The sequence below is a fragment of the Anaerobacillus sp. ABA4_114 genome, from assembly GCF_056159065.1.
This window is the reverse complement of record NZ_JBSWUM010000001.1, coordinates 3,324,888-3,342,283: the sequence shown is the minus strand read 5'-3', so window position 1 is coordinate 3,342,283 and position 17,396 is coordinate 3,324,888. Positions and strand designations below refer to the sequence as shown.

The 17,396-nt window shown below is 44.2% G+C and carries 16 protein-coding genes; 12 read left to right on the top strand and 4 right to left on the bottom strand.

Annotated elements, in window-relative coordinates; all coding sequences use genetic code 11:
- Positions 1–10 precede the first annotated feature (10 nt).
- Together ACXAEY_RS17250 and ACXAEY_RS17245 are read left to right on the top strand one after the other, a co-directional pair.
- Entirely contained in the window at positions 11–1,288 is a 1,278-nt protein-coding gene (locus ACXAEY_RS17250; RefSeq protein WP_474813724.1) for an MFS transporter, read from the top strand.
- A 42-nt stretch (positions 1,289–1,330) separates the two neighbouring features.
- Positions 1,331–1,771, top strand: coding sequence for an NUDIX hydrolase (locus ACXAEY_RS17245; RefSeq protein ID WP_474813722.1), 441 nt, complete (start codon positions 1,331–1,333; stop codon positions 1,769–1,771).
- Between the two features lie 565 nt (positions 1,772–2,336).
- On the opposite strand, the gene ACXAEY_RS17240 is transcribed toward ACXAEY_RS17245, so the two are convergent.
- A complete protein-coding gene (locus tag ACXAEY_RS17240; protein ID WP_474813720.1) occupies positions 2,337–2,789 on the bottom strand; it encodes a VOC family protein in 453 nt (150 codons plus the stop codon).
- Positions 2,790–2,885: 96 nt separating this feature from the next.
- The gene (locus ACXAEY_RS17235) at positions 2,886–3,419 is read right to left on the bottom strand and encodes an ArsR family transcriptional regulator (protein ID WP_474813718.1); all 534 of its coding nucleotides are present in this window, start codon (positions 3,417–3,419) and stop codon (positions 2,886–2,888) included.
- Between the two features lie 186 nt (positions 3,420–3,605).
- Here ACXAEY_RS17235 and ACXAEY_RS17230 point away from each other — a divergent pair, with 186 nt between their 5' ends.
- The 9 genes from ACXAEY_RS17230 (at position 3,606) to ACXAEY_RS17190 (ending at position 13,930) form a co-directional block, all read left to right on the top strand.
- The gene (locus tag ACXAEY_RS17230; RefSeq protein ID WP_474813716.1) at positions 3,606–4,448 is read left to right on the top strand and encodes an MFS transporter; all 843 of its coding nucleotides are present in this window, start codon (positions 3,606–3,608) and stop codon (positions 4,446–4,448) included.
- 39 nt (positions 4,449–4,487) lie between these two features.
- Positions 4,488–4,844 carry a hypothetical protein gene (locus tag ACXAEY_RS17225; protein ID WP_474813713.1) on the top strand — a complete coding sequence of 119 codons (357 nt, stop codon included), beginning with the start codon at positions 4,488–4,490 and terminating at the stop codon, positions 4,842–4,844.
- A 63-nt stretch (positions 4,845–4,907) separates the two neighbouring features.
- A complete protein-coding gene (locus ACXAEY_RS17220; protein WP_474814874.1) occupies positions 4,908–6,344 on the top strand; it encodes a helix-turn-helix domain-containing protein in 1,437 nt (478 codons plus the stop codon).
- Positions 6,345–6,546: 202 nt separating this feature from the next.
- Positions 6,547–8,217 (top strand): urocanate hydratase, encoded by a 1,671-nt coding sequence (gene hutU, locus ACXAEY_RS17215; protein ID WP_474814873.1) that lies wholly within the window; start codon positions 6,547–6,549, stop codon positions 8,215–8,217.
- A 13-nt stretch (positions 8,218–8,230) separates the two neighbouring features.
- The gene (gene hutI, locus ACXAEY_RS17210) at positions 8,231–9,499 is read left to right on the top strand and encodes an imidazolonepropionase (protein WP_474813711.1); all 1,269 of its coding nucleotides are present in this window, start codon (positions 8,231–8,233) and stop codon (positions 9,497–9,499) included.
- Complete coding sequence (locus ACXAEY_RS17205; protein ID WP_474813709.1) at positions 9,496–10,479, top strand: agmatinase family protein; 984 nt, start codon at positions 9,496–9,498, stop codon at positions 10,477–10,479. The genes hutI and ACXAEY_RS17205 overlap by 4 nt, the downstream gene beginning before the upstream one ends.
- A gap of 56 nt (positions 10,480–10,535) precedes the next feature.
- Positions 10,536–11,864, top strand: a complete 1,329-nt coding sequence (locus ACXAEY_RS17200; RefSeq protein WP_474813708.1) for a YjiH family protein — start codon at positions 10,536–10,538, stop codon at positions 11,862–11,864.
- Between the two features lie 208 nt (positions 11,865–12,072).
- Positions 12,073–13,614 carry a BCCT family transporter gene (locus tag ACXAEY_RS17195; RefSeq protein WP_474813706.1) on the top strand — a complete coding sequence of 514 codons (1,542 nt, stop codon included), beginning with the start codon at positions 12,073–12,075 and terminating at the stop codon, positions 13,612–13,614.
- 142 nt (positions 13,615–13,756) lie between these two features.
- Positions 13,757–13,930, top strand: a complete 174-nt coding sequence (locus ACXAEY_RS17190) for a hypothetical protein (protein WP_474813704.1) — start codon at positions 13,757–13,759, stop codon at positions 13,928–13,930.
- A 235-nt stretch (positions 13,931–14,165) separates the two neighbouring features.
- On the opposite strand, the gene ACXAEY_RS17185 is transcribed toward ACXAEY_RS17190, so the two are convergent.
- Positions 14,166–15,056 carry a fructose bisphosphate aldolase gene (locus tag ACXAEY_RS17185; RefSeq protein WP_474813702.1) on the bottom strand — a complete coding sequence of 297 codons (891 nt, stop codon included), beginning with the start codon at positions 15,054–15,056 and terminating at the stop codon, positions 14,166–14,168.
- A gap of 173 nt (positions 15,057–15,229) precedes the next feature.
- A complete protein-coding gene (locus ACXAEY_RS17180) occupies positions 15,230–16,663 on the bottom strand; it encodes an alanine/glycine:cation symporter family protein (RefSeq protein WP_270180823.1) in 1,434 nt (477 codons plus the stop codon).
- A 292-nt stretch (positions 16,664–16,955) separates the two neighbouring features.
- On the opposite strand from ACXAEY_RS17180, the gene hutP reads away from it, so the two are divergent.
- Positions 16,956–17,393, top strand: coding sequence for a hut operon transcriptional regulator HutP (hutP, locus tag ACXAEY_RS17175; protein ID WP_270180824.1), 438 nt, complete (start codon positions 16,956–16,958; stop codon positions 17,391–17,393).
- Positions 17,394–17,396: the final 3 nt, after the last annotated feature.

The following is a 17,396-nucleotide window of genomic DNA, read 5'->3' as shown; positions in this document are numbered from 1 at the left end:
GTGAACGGAATTGTCATTTAAGAATCTTCATTACAATATCAAAATTCGAATCGTCACCCAGTTTTTCACGACGTTTGCGACGATGATGGTCATGCCGTTCTTGACCGTATACTTTGCGCAAAAAGTAGGTCAAACTGTGACAGGATTTATGCTTGTAAGTCTTGTTTTCATCGGTGTAGCAGGTGGGATGATCGGGGGATACTTCTCCGATCGCATCGGTCGAAAACGACTGATGGTCGGTTCTGAACTTGGAACGGGTATCGCGTTTTTTATCATCGCATTTCTAAACTCTCCATGGCTTGATGCACCCTATTTGACGTATGCTGTGTTCATTTTTTCGATGTTCTTCGGCGGAATTCTCGGACCTGTATCACAAGCGATGGTACTCGATGTCACGAATTCAGATAATCGCCGCTATGTATTCACCCTCCTCTATTGGATCGGAAACATGTCCTCAGGTATCGCTGGTATAATCGGTGCGATCTTCTTCTATGACTATTTATTTCACCTGTTTCTTGTGATTGCGCTCGTTTCATTCCTCTCAGCTCTAATCACACAGCTCTTCATCACAGAATCCTACATCGTCGACTCATCTAAAGCAGAAACAACAGATAAAGGTTCGATCTTAAACAACTATAAAATCGTCTTCCGTGATCGTGTATTCATGATGTTTTTTATCGCTGGCATTCTCGTTCTTTCATTAGAAGAACAGCTGACAAATTTCCTTGCGATTCATTTTGCAGATGAAATAACCTCTCAATCTCTTATTTCCTTCAGAGAGTGGAATGTCGATGTAGACGGCGTCTTGATGCTTGGGATCTTACGCTCAGAAAATACGTTTCTAGTTGTGTTTGCGGCTGGGTTGATTACGTGGCTTGTAAAGAGATGGAGCAACAGGACGGTGCTTCTGGTCGGCCTCTCGATTTATTCGATCGGCTATGCGCTCTTCACGATGTTTCAACTGCCGTGGGTGTTGATCGCTGTCATGGTGGTCGTCACAATTGGCGAGCTCATGTACATCCCTGTTCGCCAGGCGATGTTAGGAGACTTAGCGCCAGATCATGCGAGGAGTTCTTATCTCGCTATTCATCAAATGGTATTCTACATCGCGATGCTGGTCGCAGCGGTCGATATCATAATCGGTGGGTTTGTGCCTCCTTGGATGATGGGGTTGAAGTACGTTCTTTTCGGCGGGGTAGGGATGCTGTTGTTTTTGAAGGTGGATAAAAGGATAGAGGAGAAGAGGGTAGCGATCAAGGATGAGAATGTACAACGGTTAAGTATATGATTGGAGTAGAATGCTAGTTTAGTAGGGGGGAAGGATGAGATTATGTCTAACTTTTTTATCGTAAACGTCGAAGCAGCAGTCTATCATGAAGGAAAGTATCTAATTATCAAAAGAAGTGAAAAGGAAGAACACGCTGGTGGTCTCTATTCCTTAGTCGGAGGAAAGGTTGATTTCGACGAAAGCTCGCTAAGTGTGTTAGAGGAGACGATTAAGAGAGAAGTGTTTGAAGAAATCGGAATTGAGCTTGGTAGTGATCTAGAGTATGTGCATAGCACTACGTTCAGAGCGGGTGAGGTTCAGGTGCTCGATGTTGTGTTTCTAAGCAGGAGCTTTGAGGGAAGTCCGTACATAAAAAGTGAAGATGAAATAGCAGAGATTACGTGGATGGCCTTTGATGAGGTGCAAGATTCCACAGAAATTCCGCCTTGGACGAAGAAAAGTGTTGAGATGTCGGAGAAGGTGCTAGAGAAATTAATGAATTGAGTAGAAAAGGTGCTGTCCGGAGTGGGACAGCACCTTTCTTTTGTTGGATTTGTGCTCGATATCAGCGGAAATCAAGTCCGTACATAAAAAGTGAAGATGAAATAGCAGAGATTACGTGGATGGCCTTTGATGAGGTGCAAGATTCCACAGAAATTCCGCCTTGGACGAAGAAAAGTGTTGAGATGTCGGAGAAGGTGCTAGAGAAATTAATGAATTGAGTAGAAAAGGTGCTGTCCGGAGTGGGACAGCACCTTTCTTTTGTTGGATTTGTGCTCGATATCAGCGGAAATCTGAATATATCGGCGAGAATTCAATTTTATCAGCGAAAAGAGAGGATTTATCGGCGAAATTCAGTATTTATCAGCGAACAGGGTCTGCTAGCAAAGAGAGCACTGCCTTTCCCTATAGCGAGTACACCCTAAATCCGCGAAATCCCCACGGATATCCGCGAAAAACAGAATATATCCGCGATTTTCCTATTTTATCCGCGAAACCCTTGTGGATATCCGCGAAACTTCAATTATATCCGCGAAATGCAAGCCACACTCCCAAGAACAAGTAAAACTTACCTCTTCACCCAATCGCTCAACGACACCATCTCAAATCCTTCATTCACATCGATCCTCAACGGAGAGATGAGCTCGATCGAATTCCCATCAGGGTCATTGAAATAGATCGCTGCGTGGGCTTGCGGGTTATTCGGAAGAACGAGGGGCTGTTCTTCAGGTGAGAAGCCGAATGCTTCTCGGACGCGTATGTTTTTACTTTCAAGCCAGGATTTTGCTGAGAAGATCTCTTCCGGATCGACGTGAAATGCAATGTGACGGATCGATGGGTGATATGGAGTGTTCACTTGTTCTGAATCCCACAGTCCAAGCCAGCTTTCACCTTTTACGATCCACAGAAAAGACACGCGTTCTCCTCTGTGTGCAACTTTCAACCCAAGCTTTTCATAAAAAGCGATCGATTCTTCGATATCACTGACAGGAAGATGAGCTTCGTATAATCCTTTTATCATCGAAATGCCTCCTTTTTTTACATCGTATCGTAGAAAGGAGGGCATGCCATCGTCATTCCTAATGAGACATCCGTAATACTTTAGACTGAGATCGTGCTACTTTTTATCAGCGTCATAAGATAGAAGGTCAAACGTATATGTCTTGGCGTCTTTGGATGTACTTTTCCGATTTTCAATCAGTTTGATGATGTCGTTGTTTAATTCGTTCCACTCCTCAAGAGTCAAAGAAGCGGTCACTTGTCGGAACGTTGCGCTTGAGTGATTCGGCGTTGGGTCGGCTTCTAGATCATCCCGTAACACTTCTACTCCTTGTTGGATGGAAGCCATGACTTGAGCGAGGAGGAACTCTTTGTTTTCTTGCGCGAAGGCTCCTTCCATGCTCATGTTTTCTCCGATCAAGTGTTTTGACGTGTAGTACTTCTCGATTAAGTTTCCAATCGTCTCTTCGCGCTCGACTTGCAATAATTCTAATTTCACTAATTTCTGTATCGGATAATAGAGTCTTGATGGTTTTTCGTTTTGTTCTTCAGCAAGTTCTTTTACGGTTTTGGGCGTACTCTCCACGCTTTTAATCAAGCGATTTAACTTGGGGTCGAAGAGAGCTTTGGCCACTTCCACACTATTGATCATGTTGATCACCTCACCAATCATATTAGCAAAAATCCCTTTACCGTTCAAAAAAATTTTAACGAGGTAAGACCTTGGTTTGAAAGGGTTTCTCGCTAATGAACTAATCTAGGGCTCTTTACAAGAATTCTCTCAACAATTAAATTATTTATATCGTTAAAATTTATTTTAATGGGAGGCGTTCTTTTCATGATCGGTTTACTGAAAAACCCCGCATTTTTGAAACTGTGGGTGGCGCAAGTTGTATCAGAACTCGGAGATGGCATCACGCATATCGTCGTGATCTTTCTTGTTTCAAAGCTCTCGGATAATCCGCTCGTTTTCAGTTTTATGTTGATGGCGAGATACATACCGAGTTTGTTATTTGGTGTTTTTGTTGGACCAATTATCGATCGCTATTCGAAAAAGGCAATTATGGTGCTCGCTGACCTTTATCGACTCATCATTCTGCTTCTCATGATCCCTGCACATGATTCTTTGGCAGGACTTTTGGTTTTAATATTTTTACAAGGAATTGGGACTGTATTCTTCGAGCCGGCGAAGACAGCGACCATTCCTCAAATTATTGAGAAGAAGAAAATGCCTGAGGCGGTTGGGTTATCACAGTCCACATTTATGACGATGAACATCATTGCCCCGTCTATTGGAGGAGCGCTTCTTCTAGTAAACGATGTGTCGTTAATCTTCATCCTGGATGCGTCGACTTTTCTCATTTCAGCTTTTCTTATCGGCTTGATTGTGGTGAAGCGGGAGAAGTCAGAGGAATCAGGTTCAGAAAAGGATTACCTCACTTCATTGAAAGAGGGATTAGGTTCGATGAAGGAGGATGCGTTCTTAAAAGGGTACACATGGTTATTGATCGTGTCAGCTTTTGTGATGAGTGTCGTCGGAGCCAACATGTATCACATCATCTTGAATGTATTTGAAATAAAAGAGTTTCAATTTGGATTGTTGGAATCGACGGAAGGCGTATTCGGGGTGTTAGGTGCGTTGTTCATTCCATACGTCATGAAAAAAGTGAAATCGAACTAGCTGATCTTAGTAACGATTGGGTTATCTGGTGCACTGTGTGTGCTGATCCTGACTGTAAACTGGTTGCAAGAAGCTTATCCAATCATTCCGATCTTTATCTGGATGAGCATGCTTGGGCTTTCGAACCCGTTTATCAACGTGCCATTAAATAGCATGTTCATCCAATCAGTCGATGAAACGATTCTTGGGAGGGTGAGTGGCATCATCAGTGCGGTTTTACATGCAAGTTTCCTTGGAGGGCTACTGATCGGAGGATGGGTTGGATCTTTTTGGGGAGGTATTCCGACCGTCGTCGCTGGTGGCGTTTTACTTGTCATCGTCAGCGTGGTCTTCCCATTCACAAAGCATTATGGAGGCTTAGAAAAGGTAACGAGCCAAGAACGGCTCAGCGCATAAGTGCGCCCATTATAGTAAGATAAAAGTAGAAGGTGTGAAACGGAGGTGAACGGTTTGTACAAAGTGGTGATCGTCGATCGTGATAAACAGGAGCTTGCTGGACTCGAGTGGTTGATTTCCAAATATTCGTTTCCGATATCTGATGTGATGCTTGTTGATCAACTTTCGGATATGTTCGGAACGCTCGAGAACAATTTACCGCATATACTCTGTCTAGAGCTCGATCTGATACCTGACGAGAAGTGGTCGATGGTGAAAAAGTTCATCGATCGGTATGTGGGAGAAGTTGTTGCGGTTACAGCAGAACCGACGTTTGAAAAGGCAACGCAAGCGATCGAGATAGGCGCGATCGACCTCTGGGTCAAGCCGTTATCACCATCGAGGGTGAAGAATTCGCTTCAACTAGCGTTTAGAAAGCTATCGCATAGAACGGGGAAAGAAGAGGATTCGAAGCAGTCGGTATGGTATGAATCTCTCTTCATCGACGAGCATATCCCTTATCATCATCCTGTCTATTTGCTGAAAACGGAGTCGTCAAGGGACTTAAGCGATTTACGCTCGTTCATCGACCAGTTTGACTTTTATCATGAGCCTCTCGTCTTTTCTACAAGTGATCGCGTTGTGCTAATTTTTGAGGAGCAACTGCCAGATGCGATCGCACAGGCACAGCGTTTCCTTGAGGAATGGGAGCGGGCGACAGGAAAGCCGCTCGTGATTGCGGTCGACCGCGGTGATGGCGAAGAGTCCCTTCATGGTATGTACAAGAAGCTCCGCAAAGTGATGGAGACCACTTTTTTTACAGGCTATCAGCAGGTGCTGACTTCAAGTGCTCACACTGAGTGGCGCGATATGGATCCATTTTTAACGCTAGTTGAGCAGCGGGATTGGGTGTATATGCTGGATGAAGGGCGTTCGAGCGACATTAAAAAGTGGCTGTATGAACAGTTTTATCATATTGAACGTCCCTACCCAGACCCTGGTTTACTCAGAACGAGATTAACGAGTGTTCTCGCACAAGTTCGTCGTTTTATGATCCGAAAAGGGATCAAGGAAAAAGAAGAAGCGTATAAAAAGGTTTTCGACACGATTCTATACAGTCCCGTGCTTTACAGAATCGTTCAAGATTTCATTCTCTTCATTAATGATCTGCTTCAAGCCATAGATGAAGGGAAGCACGCGAAGATGAATGTTGTTGAAGAAGCGATCGCGTATATAGAAGAGCACTTTTATGACCCCGCGCTCTCCCTAAAAGAAGTTGCTTCACACGTGAATCGCAATCCTTCGTATTTGAGTCATACGTTATCTACAAAATACGGTCAGGCGTTTCGAGAAATCGTGAACGGCATTCGGATTCAAAAAGCAAAAGAGATGCTAACGGGAACAAAAGAAACGATCCAAGCGATCGCACACGAAACAGGATTTACGAACGCGAATTACTTTAGCAGAGTATTTAAAGAAGAATCAGGTGAAACGCCTGGTGAGTATCGAAAGCGTCATTAAGGCTGCGCACTTTGCGCAGTCTTTTTTGGTTTTTAACTAATATTTTTATAAAAACTAAAATAAATGCTATTAAGTGACGGTATTTTACATAATTGAATTATCACAATGTGAAGTGATTTCTATTATTCAAAAGAGCATCATCTATTTTCTGAACTTTTTGAATGCTAGCATAAAAGTATCAAAGAAGGTTAGAGGAGTGAAGATGATGTCAGAAACGAAAACAGGTAAAGTTGAACAATATAGAGGAACGACGTTGAATACGAAAGGATGGATTCAGGAAGCTGCGCTAAGGATGCTGAACAATAACCTCCATCCAGATGTGGCGGAAAATCCTGATGAGCTCGTTGTGTACGGTGGGATTGGAAAAGCGGCACGTAACTGGGAATGTTACGAAGCGATCGTCGATTCACTTAAGAAACTTGAAGAAGATGAAACGTTACTGATTCAATCCGGAAAGCCTGTGGCCGTTTTTAAATCGCACAAAGACGCGCCGAAAGTATTGATTGCGAACTCGAACCTCGTGCCTGCGTGGGCAAACTGGGAGCATTTCCAGGAGCTCGATCGAAAAGGACTCATGATGTATGGTCAAATGACAGCAGGAAGCTGGATTTATATCGGAAGTCAGGGAATCGTGCAAGGAACCTATGAAACGTTTGGTGAGCTTGCGAAGCAGCATTATGACGGTAGCTTAAAAGGAACGATTACGTTAACTGCTGGCCTTGGGGGTATGGGTGGAGCTCAGCCACTCGCTGTCACGTTAAACGGTGGTGTTTGTATCGCGATCGAAATCGATCAGCATCGCATTCAGCGTCGACTTGATACGAAGTACCTCGATACATCTACAGAAAGTCTTGATGAGACGATCAAGCTTGCAGAAGATGCGAAGCAGAAAGGTGAGGCGTTATCGATCGGTCTACTAGGGAATGCAGCAGAGTTGCTGCCAGAGATGATCAAGCGAGGATTTATTCCAGATGTCTTGACAGACCAAACGTCTTCACATGATCCATTGAATGGGTATGTTCCTGTTTCCATGAGTTTGAAAGAAGCTGATGAGCTTCGAAAGAGTAATGCCGAACAGTATACAACGCTTTCAAAGAAAAGCATTGCGACACACGTTCAGGCAATGCTCGATATGCAGAAGAAAGGTGCCGTGACGTTTGATTACGGAAATAACATTCGCCAGGTTGCAAAGGACGAAGGAATCGAGAACGCGTTTGATTTTCCTGGGTTTGTTCCAGCGTATATTCGACCTCAGTTCTGTGAAGGAAAGGGGCCTTTCCGCTGGGTAGCACTATCCGGTGACCCTGAAGATATTTACAAAACGGATGAAGTGATTTTAAAAGAGTTCAGTGACAATGAGCACCTTTGCAATTGGATCAAGATGGCGAGAAAGAAAATCAGCTTCCAGGGGCTTCCATCTCGTATTTGCTGGCTTGGTTACGGCGAGCGCGCTCGTTTCGGAAAGATTATCAACGATATGGTTGCAAGCGGAGAGCTTAGCGCACCAATCGTAATCGGTCGTGATCACCTGGATTCAGGATCAGTCGCTTCACCAAACCGTGAAACAGAATCGATGAAAGACGGCAGTGATGCGGTTGCAGATTGGCCGATCTTGAACGCGATGATCAATAGTGTTGGAGGCGCAAGCTGGGTGAGCGTCCATCATGGTGGCGGCGTAGGAATGGGGTATTCCTTACATGCTGGTATGGTCATCGTAGCGGATGGAACGAAAGATGCGGAGGCACGTCTTGAGCGTGTGCTTACAACAGATCCTGGTATGGGTGTCGCACGTCATGTCGATGCAGGTTATGAACTTGCTGAAAAGACTGCGAAAGACAAAAACATTAACATTCCGATGATGAATAAGCAGTAGGAGGGAGAGACGTATGAAATTACTAATCACACATGCAGCACAGCTTATCACAATGGCTGGACATACAGAGAAACCAGCTGTTAAAGAAGCGATGTCGAAGCTTGACATCATTGAAAATGGTGCCGTTTATATGGAAGACGGCAAGATTGTAGAAGTAGGGACGACGGAGGCTCTTCTCGAGAAGTACGGGAAGTCTGTGAAGAACGATGAACACATCGATGCAACAGGGAAGGTCGTTACCCCTGGTTTGATCGATCCTCATACGCACCTTGTTCATGCAGGAACGAGAGAGAACGAATATGCGATGAGATTAGAAGGAAAAGCCTACATGGACATCATGGAAGCGGGCGGCGGCATCCATGCAACAACACGCGCAACTCAAGCAGCGAGTCATGAGGAGCTTTACGAACAATCGAAAAAACGCCTCGATCAATTTTTGCTTCATGGCGTAACGACAGTCGAAGCGAAGAGCGGCTATGGGTTAACGCTCGAGCATGAAATGAAGCAGCTAGAAGTCGCGGATCAGCTTGGAAAAGATCATCCGGTCGATCTTGTGTCGACATTTATGGGTGCTCATGCGATTCCGATGGATGAAAAAGAAAATCCTGACGTGTTCGTTGATCGCGTGATTAATGAAATGATTCCAGAAGTTGCAAAGCGTAACCTAGCAACGTTCAACGATGTGTTCTGTGAGCGCGGCGTGTTTACACCAGAGCAGTCGAGACGAATTTTACAGGCGGGGAAAGAGTATGGATTGATTCCTAAGATTCATGCTGATGAAATCGAGCCATACGCTGGAGCAGAACTCGCTGCATCTGTTGGTGCGATTTCTGCGGATCACCTGCTTCGTGCATCTGATCAAGGTATTAAGGATATGGCGGAAACAGGGGTCGTTGGAGTACTTCTTCCTGGAACAGCTTTCTTCCTTATGGCTGAATTTGCGGAAGCACGGAAGATGATCGATGCGGGAGTAGCTGTAGCACTTTCAACAGATGCGAATCCAGGGTCTTCTCCAACAATTTCCCTTCCGTTCATCATGAACCTTGGCTGTTTAAACATGGGGATGACGCCTGAAGAAGTATTAACGGCTACCACTGTTAACGCCGCACATGCGATTGGCTGTGCGGATCAGACAGGAAGTCTTGAATCTGGAAAGAAAGCAGATGTCACGATTTTTAACGTACCGAACTATCTTTTCCTTTCGTATCAGTATGGAATGAACCACGTCGATACAGTAGTAAAAGCAGGTGTTCCACGCGTAGTTGGAGGGCAGCTCGTATGAGTTATCCATACCCATTGTTAGATCGCCCCAGTAGAATTTGGTCGAAGCAAACCGATAAGACGAGTGACCTAAAGGTGCATGAGTGGATCGAAGCGATTGGGGAGTCACCGCCAAACTGGGAGGATGTCGATGTTACGATTCTTGGCATTCCACTTTCCAAATCATCGATTTCCACTTCTGCTGCGAGTGAAAATCCAGATGCGATGCGCGGGATGTGGAAGTCATTCGGTACGTATAACCTTGATGAAGACGTTGACCTCGCTTCACTTAAAGCAGTCGATTTAGGTGATGTGAAACAACACATTACAGATATTGCACAAACGCATCAAAACATTGAGGAGGCGATGATGGCGATGAAACGCCATCATCCTCATACGATGCAAGTCACGATGGGTGGGGATCATTCGATCACAGCCATGCTTGTAAAAGGGTTAAAGAGAGCGAATCCGAATGAGACGATCGGGATCTTGCAGTTCGATACGCACTTTGACTTACGAGACCTTACAGACATCGGTCCAGCAAACGGAACGCCGATTCGAAACTTGCTCGAAAGTGGAACGATCGAAGGAAAGCATGTTCATAATATCGGACTTCACGGCTTTTTCAATGCGAGGGAGCTGAAGGACTATGCGGATGAACATGGTGTCCATTACACGACGATGAAGCAGGCGCGAAAGAGGGGGATCACCTCTGTTGTTCAGGAAGCACTTGCTGAGCTGAACAAAACAGTTGATACGATCTATTTAACAGTCGATATGGACGTTCTCGATATCACCCACAATCCTGCGGCACCTGCTGCGACGCCTGGCGGAATGTTTACGAATGAACTGTTCGATGCGGTACAACTCGCTGGTGAGCATCCGAAGGTAAAAGCGATGGATATCGTTTGCCTCGATCCGAGGAAAGACGTTGGTGACATGGCGGTAAAAAGTGCGGTTCATGTAATGCTGTCGTTTTTGACTGGTTATTGCAGCAGATAAGAGGGGCAACCCTCTACCTATAACTATCAGAACATTCAATCAATTGGAGGAATGACATGGAAACAGTGAAACAAGAGGTTCATGTTCAGCCCGCTAGACCCTCATTTTCTCAGCTGCTGAAATTTTTCGGCTTTAGTTTGATCGGAATCTTTACTTTTTTCGTCCCGATTACAATCGGAGGAAAGTCATCGATCCCACTCGATCACATCGTAACGTATATCACGACGACGTTCACTTCAGTTGTTCCTTATTACGCACTCCTTGTCATTGTGATCGGAGCGATCTATCCGTTTATCAATAAGACGTGGAATAAAGACGCAGTCAACATAGGACTATCCCTTTTTAAAGTATTAGGTGTCCTCGTTGCACTCATGCTGATGTTTGAATTCGGGCCGGCGTGGTTATTCAGCCCAGGGATGGGACCGTTTTTATTCGAGAAACTCGTGATTCCAGTAGGACTACTCGTTCCGATCGGGTCGGTTTTTCTTGCGTTGCTCGTTGGGTATGGTCTATTAGAGTTTATCGGCGTCATCCTTCAACCTGTCATGAGACCGATTTGGAAAACGCCTGGTCGTTCTGCGATCGATGCGGTCGCATCGTTCGTAGGCAGTTATTCGATCGGGTTGCTGATTACGAACCGTGTGTTTAAAGAAGGAAAGTACACGATTAAGGAAGCGACGATCATCGCAACAGGGTTCTCGACCGTATCTGCGACATTTATGATCGTTGTCGCAAAAACGCTCGGACTGATGGAAGTGTGGAACATCTATTTCTGGCTCACGCTCTTTACGACGTTTCTTGTAACCGCTATCACGGTTCGGATTTGGCCATTGAATAAAATGAGTGAAGCGTACTATGACGGGGAAGGAAGTCCAGAAGAAGTTATTAAAGAAAACCGCGTGAAGGCAGCATGGAGTCAAGCGATGGCTGCAGCAGAAAAGTCTCCATCACTTGGAAAAAACGTATGGATGAACTTGAAGGATGGCTTCATTATGACGGCTGCTATTCTACCTTCCATCTTGTCTGTAGGCTTGCTTGGTCTTGTGCTTGCTGAATTCACCCCGGTGTTCGACATTCTAGGGTATATTTTCTATCCGTTCACGTGGATCATGCAAGTTCCTGAGCCGCTTCTCGCAGCTAAAGCTTCCGCGATGGAAATCGCAGAAATGTTTTTGCCAGCACTTCTCGTAGTGGATGCTCCATTGATTACGAAGTTCGTGATCGGAACGGTCTCCGTTTCTGCGATTCTGTTTTTCTCAGCGCTCATTCCTTGTATCCTGTCAACGAATATTCCAGTGAGTATTCCAAAACTGCTCGTGATCTGGGTAGAGCGGACGATTTTGACGATTATCATTGTAACGCCACTTGCTTATTTGTTTTTATAAACCATTCAAAGGTCCGATCTCTTTATGAGACCGGACTTTTTAATTTATTATGCATTTTTCATATCAAAAGGGGGAGCGTTCCTAAATCTACTAATATCCTTTTTAAGTAAGAATTGGATGAAAAACCCTTTCTGAATCTGTTATCTCATTTCCATTTCCGGGTAATGACAAGTTGAGAGAAAATAGGATAGAGATAGAGAGGGATATCATGAGTTCGGAGAAGTTAATCGATTACAAGATTTTTGTTCCATCTGTACTGATCATGATTGCGATCAGTATACCTTTTGCTATGTATGAAGCAGAGTCTTTAAGCTTACTTAATTCAATCTTTGATACCATAGTGGATGTGTTTAGCTGGGGGTATCTATGGTACGGCATCATTCTAGTCGTAGCAGGATTGTACTTCGCTTTTTCAAAATACGGCCAAGTCGTACTAGGAGACCCTACAGAAAAACCTCGCTTCACGCTTTTTGAATACGCTTCAATTTTAATCGCAATGGGCGTTGGTTCAACGATTATGAGGACCGGGATGCTTCAGTGGACATCAGTCGCGAACGATCCACCAGCAGGAGTGAGTGCTGGATCAGCTGAAGCCCTTTTATGGGGGAACGCATATAGCATGTTTCTATGGGGGTTCCAAGTATTTGCTATTTTCGTTATGAGTGCTCCTGCAATGGGGTACATTCTACATGTAAAAAAGCGGCCTTTGATGAGGATTTCTGAAGCATGCCGCGTTTTATTTGGAGATAAGTTCACAGATGGATGGGGAGGAAGAGCCCTCGATATCCTTTTCCTTATTAGTATACTTGCCGGTGCATCTGTGACTTTGGGTCTTGGAGCGCCAATCATCACGCATAATCTATCGAACTTACTCAATACGGAAGTGACGTTCGGGATGACGATTCTCGTGACGATCGTATGGGTGTTCTTATTCTCACTCAGCGCTTATTTAGGAATTGAAAAAGGAATCAAACGCCTCAGCACGATGAACATGTATCTCGCAGGAATATTTGCTGTATTTGTTTTGATCGCGGGTCCCGGGGTCTTCATATTAAACTATTTTTCTGATAGCGTCGCGTTTTTATTAACAAATTATCTTAACCTTTCACTAAACACTGAGTCAGTTTACGAAGGCAAAGCTTCTCACATCCAAAGCAACACGGTGTTCTGGTTCGCTTACAGTGCAACATGGGCGATGTTACATAGTGTGTTCGCTGCAAAGATTTCGAGAGGAAGAACGATCAAAGAAATGATTCTTACGTATCTCCTGGCACCAACAATGATTTCTTGGATTGCTACAGGTGTATTGGGTGGACTTGGCGTTCAGCGATACCTTGAAGGAGACCTTTCAATATTAAAACTCGTTCAAGAGGATGAACGGATGGCTGCCATTCCAGAAATTCTCCAAACGCTTCCGCTAGGAGAAGTATCGATTATGATCTTTATGGTTGTTGCACTTATCTTTTTAACAACAACGCTCGATTCAACAACTTACACGGTTGCAGCATATACGAGTACGAGAGATATGAGTAAGTATGAACCTCCGAAAATGTTACGGATCATTATCGCAATGATCATTACCGCATTTGCACTCATCCTCATGCGCATCGGTGGATTACCCCCACTCTCCGTTGTCTCAGGATTGATGGGGCTACCGATCATCGTCATTCAGTTCATTCTTATTTATGCAGCGAAAAAAATGATGGATAACGATTTAGCCTGGAGTAGGAATACGAGAAAATCTAATTAGAGCAGCAATTAAGCACCTATTCAACTTGAATAGGGTGCTTTTTTTATGTTCTCCTGTAAAAATTGGAAACTTTTTGAATGCTGAAACGTCCTACATAGTAAGAATGGTATGTTGGAAAAACAGTTTAAGGAGGACGATCAGATTGGGGAGGAAAGAGGCGCTGCTGTTATTAATGTGGATCATCATTGGAATGAGCATAGGGTATTTTGTTTTTATTCCAATAGTAGAGGATACGGTGATCGGATTAGTGATCGGTCTTTCGATCGGTGTGACGAGCGGAGTGTCATTTTCACTATCTAGTAGACCTAAGTCATAGTCTAACAGCTTTATAACCCATTCACTTATTTATTGACCATGTTCATTACCTTCTTTTTACTAAGCAGTATTGATAAGGAAACCTACTTTTCTCTCAGCATCCTGTGTGTTTAGATTAAAGGAGCAGGAGTACTTTTCGTTGGTTTCATTGTAGTTATTGGAGCGGCACAAGTTTACCGTTTACTAAAAGGAAAAAAGGTGCGTTACCCATGGGGGAACGCACCTTTTCGAGAGTTTTATTTTTTATTGACCGAAGCGTCGTAAATAGAGTCGACAGCGTTTTGTAGTGCTGCGTTAAACTCATCATCAGTTTGGTTTGCGTTTAGATCACCAGCTAATGCTCTAGAAAAGCTTGCGATCAATCCGTCGTTTTCTTTTAGCTTCTCATTTGCTTCATCGCGAGAGTAACCGCCAGATAGTGCAACGACACGAACGACGCGAGGGTGGTCGATCAATTCTTTGTACGCCTTCGCTTTCGTTGGAATCGTCAGCTTGAGCATCACGTTTTCGTTTTCAGATAAGTTGTTCAAGTGCTTTAGAATTTCATCACGTAGAATTTCTTCGGATTTTTCCTTGTCGTTACTGTGAATGTTCACTTCTGGTTCGATAATTGGAACAAGGTCCGCGTTGATGATCTGTTTACCGACTTCAAACTGCTGGTCGACAACAGCTTTAATACCGCTCGTATTTGGCTCATGAATAACGGAGCGCATCTTCGTACCAAAAATCTTTCGTTCATTTGCTCGTCTAAGCGTCTCGTCTAAATCATGGATTGGCTTCATAAGCTGAACGCCATTTTCTTGTTCAGCGAGACCTTTGTCTACTTTTAGGAAAGGAGCGATGCCTTTGTCTGCAAGATAGTCTGCGGTGTACTTTCCTTCAATTTCACGATCCATCGTTTGTTCAAACAGGATTGCTCCAATGATTTTGTCACCATTAAACGCTGGGGAGGTAATGATTCTAGTACGCATTTGGTGCACACGATCAAACATTTCGTCTTCGTTAGAATAAGCATCTTCTGGAACACCATATGCTGCTAGTGCCTTTGGGGTACTTCCGCCACTCTGGTCGAGCGCAGCGATAAATCCATTTCCGTTTTTGATCTTATCGAATTGACTGTTGTTCATGTTTTCCACTCCTTCAGGTTCTAGTATTCAATACATCCACTATTGCGGGTTTTCCTACTACCATCATACTTAAGACAAACCTATTTTTCAAAAGGAAAGGGTAGTGAAATTTAGTTGCAGCAGAGCTAGTAATCTTTTCATTCGAAAAGAGCCTGGGAACCCAGGCTCTCTCTTTACATCGCTGCTTTCTTCTTTTCCTCTTGATCTTCTTCATCCTCCCAAGCTTCAGCACCTTCGATACCGAGCTCTTTAGGCGTAAATGTTGGGTTTTTACCTGCTTTACGCTGTGTCTCATAGTCTTTTAACACTTTAGCAGCTACTTTACCTAGCATTGCGATTGCAATCAAGTTGATGATCGTCATAAGTGCCATGAAGAGGTCGGCCATCTTCCATACGAGGCTTAAGCTTGAGACAGATCCGATCAGTACGAATGCCATCGTTGCGATACGGAAAATGAATAGAGCGGTCTTGCTTTCTTTAATGAATTCGATGTTCGTCTCACCGTAATAATAAGACCCGATGATCGAACTGAATGCGAATAGTAGGATCGAAACCGAAATGAAGATTCCAGCCCAACCGCCGATATGCGCATTTAGTGAATTCTGAAGCAATTCGATACCAGATACATCTCCCGCTTGAAACACGGGTGCTAGCAAGATGATGAATGCTGTTGAAGAACATACTAGAATCGTATCGACAAAAACACCTAATGACTGGATAAGACCTTGTTTTGCCGGGTGTGACGTTGTTGACGTCGCTGCCGCGTTCGGTGCACTACCCATTCCGGCTTCGTTTGAGAATAATCCACGTTTCACACCGTTCATGATCGCAGCACCAACTGCACCACCGAATGCCTGCTCGAGACCAAAGGCATGTCCTACGATAAGAGAAATGACAGCTGGCAGTTCTGAAATGTTAATAAACAGTACGACCATAGCGATCGCGATATAAAGCACGGCCATAACAGGGACGATCACACTCGATAAATTTGCGATTCGATGTACGCCACCAAAGATAACGAGTCCTGTTAGTGCCGTAATGATTAATCCCATTGCTAGACGGTTCATACCAAATGCATTTTCAAACGCAAGCGCAATCGTATTACTTTGAACAGAATTGAAAATGAGTCCAAACGTGATCGTGATGATGACTGCGAAAAGAACACCTAACCATCTTTTCTTAAGTCCTTTTTCAATATAGTAAGCAGGTCCGCCGCGGAAGGCTTTTGAGTCTTTCACCTTATAAACTTGAGCTAACGTGCTTTCGATGAATGCGGTTGCACCGCCGAGAAGGGCAACGATCCACATCCAGAAGACTGCCCCTGGGCCACCAAGCGTAATCGCCACGGCAACACCTGCGAGGTTACCGGTACCGATTCGTGTGGCAGCGCCGACACAGAAGGATTTAAACGGTGAAATATTTCTCTTTCCATCTTTAAAATCAGGTTTTTCTCCAAGTACACGAATCATTTCTCCAAAAAAACGAAATTGTACAAAGCGGGACGCGATCGTGAAGTAAACGCCGAGCCCGAGTAACCCTGCGATCAGTACGTAACCCCAGAGGATGTTGTTTGAATAATCAATGATGCTCGATAAAAAACTTTCCATGTGAGTCGCTCCTCTTTTAGTTTATTTCAATATTTCTGACAATTTTGTCACAACTTTTATTATACAAGTAATCGCGCGAATTTCAACACTATTCGACAAATTGCAATTTTTATCAAGTTATTGGAAATCGTTACCGCAAGCAAAAAGAGGGCCAGAAATCCCTTTACTACGCTAGTTATCTAGCATGATAACAGGGTAAAACTTACCTCAATTCTATTGACATATGATTCTGAAAACGCATACAATTTAATAAGATACTAGTGATTAGTGGAGTACTGGATAGGTGACGCATATGCCGCAAATTAAGATTGGAAAACTAGCAATGCTGGTGGCGAGTTTGACACCAGAGGAATTAGAGCCTTTTTCAGCGCAACTGAAAGATGTTGAGTACTGTCAGGGCAAAGCTGGTTCGATGAACATGGAGAAAGTGATCTCAGCTGTTGAAACAGCTGCGAAACGAAATAGCATCATCTCAGATGAACTTTACCGTGAGACCCATGCGCTTTATCACGCCATTTTAGAAGCTTTAGAAGGTGTGATGCGCGGACAAATCGGAGCAGGAAACATGATGCGCACAGTAGGGTTGAGGTTTGCGGTCGTCAGAGGCACACCGTATGAGCATTTTGATGAGGGAGAGTGGATCGCAGTCGCGTTCTACGGAACGATCGGCGCTCCCGTAAAAGGACTTGAACACGAAACGTTCGGTCTAGGTATCAACCATATAGGATAAAGC

Coding starts and splice junctions, on each gene's coding strand:
- ACXAEY_RS17245 (WP_474813722.1), top strand. CDS start 1,331: ATGTCTAACTTTTTTATCGTAAACGTCGAAGCAGCAGTCTATCATGAA.
- ACXAEY_RS17240 (WP_474813720.1), bottom strand. CDS start 2,789: ATGATAAAAGGATTATACGAAGCTCATCTTCCTGTCAGTGATATCGAA.
- ACXAEY_RS17235 (WP_474813718.1), bottom strand. CDS start 3,419: ATGATCAATAGTGTGGAAGTGGCCAAAGCTCTCTTCGACCCCAAGTTA.
- ACXAEY_RS17230 (WP_474813716.1), top strand. CDS start 3,606: ATGATCGGTTTACTGAAAAACCCCGCATTTTTGAAACTGTGGGTGGCG.
- hutU (WP_474814873.1), top strand. CDS start 6,547: ATGATGTCAGAAACGAAAACAGGTAAAGTTGAACAATATAGAGGAACG.
- hutI (WP_474813711.1), top strand. CDS start 8,231: ATGAAATTACTAATCACACATGCAGCACAGCTTATCACAATGGCTGGA.
- ACXAEY_RS17205 (WP_474813709.1), top strand. CDS start 9,496: ATGAGTTATCCATACCCATTGTTAGATCGCCCCAGTAGAATTTGGTCG.
- ACXAEY_RS17200 (WP_474813708.1), top strand. CDS start 10,536: ATGGAAACAGTGAAACAAGAGGTTCATGTTCAGCCCGCTAGACCCTCA.
- ACXAEY_RS17195 (WP_474813706.1), top strand. CDS start 12,073: ATGAGTTCGGAGAAGTTAATCGATTACAAGATTTTTGTTCCATCTGTA.
- ACXAEY_RS17185 (WP_474813702.1), bottom strand. CDS start 15,056: ATGAACAACAGTCAATTCGATAAGATCAAAAACGGAAATGGATTTATC.
- ACXAEY_RS17180 (WP_270180823.1), bottom strand. CDS start 16,663: ATGGAAAGTTTTTTATCGAGCATCATTGATTATTCAAACAACATCCTC.
- hutP (WP_270180824.1), top strand. CDS start 16,956: ATGCCGCAAATTAAGATTGGAAAACTAGCAATGCTGGTGGCGAGTTTG.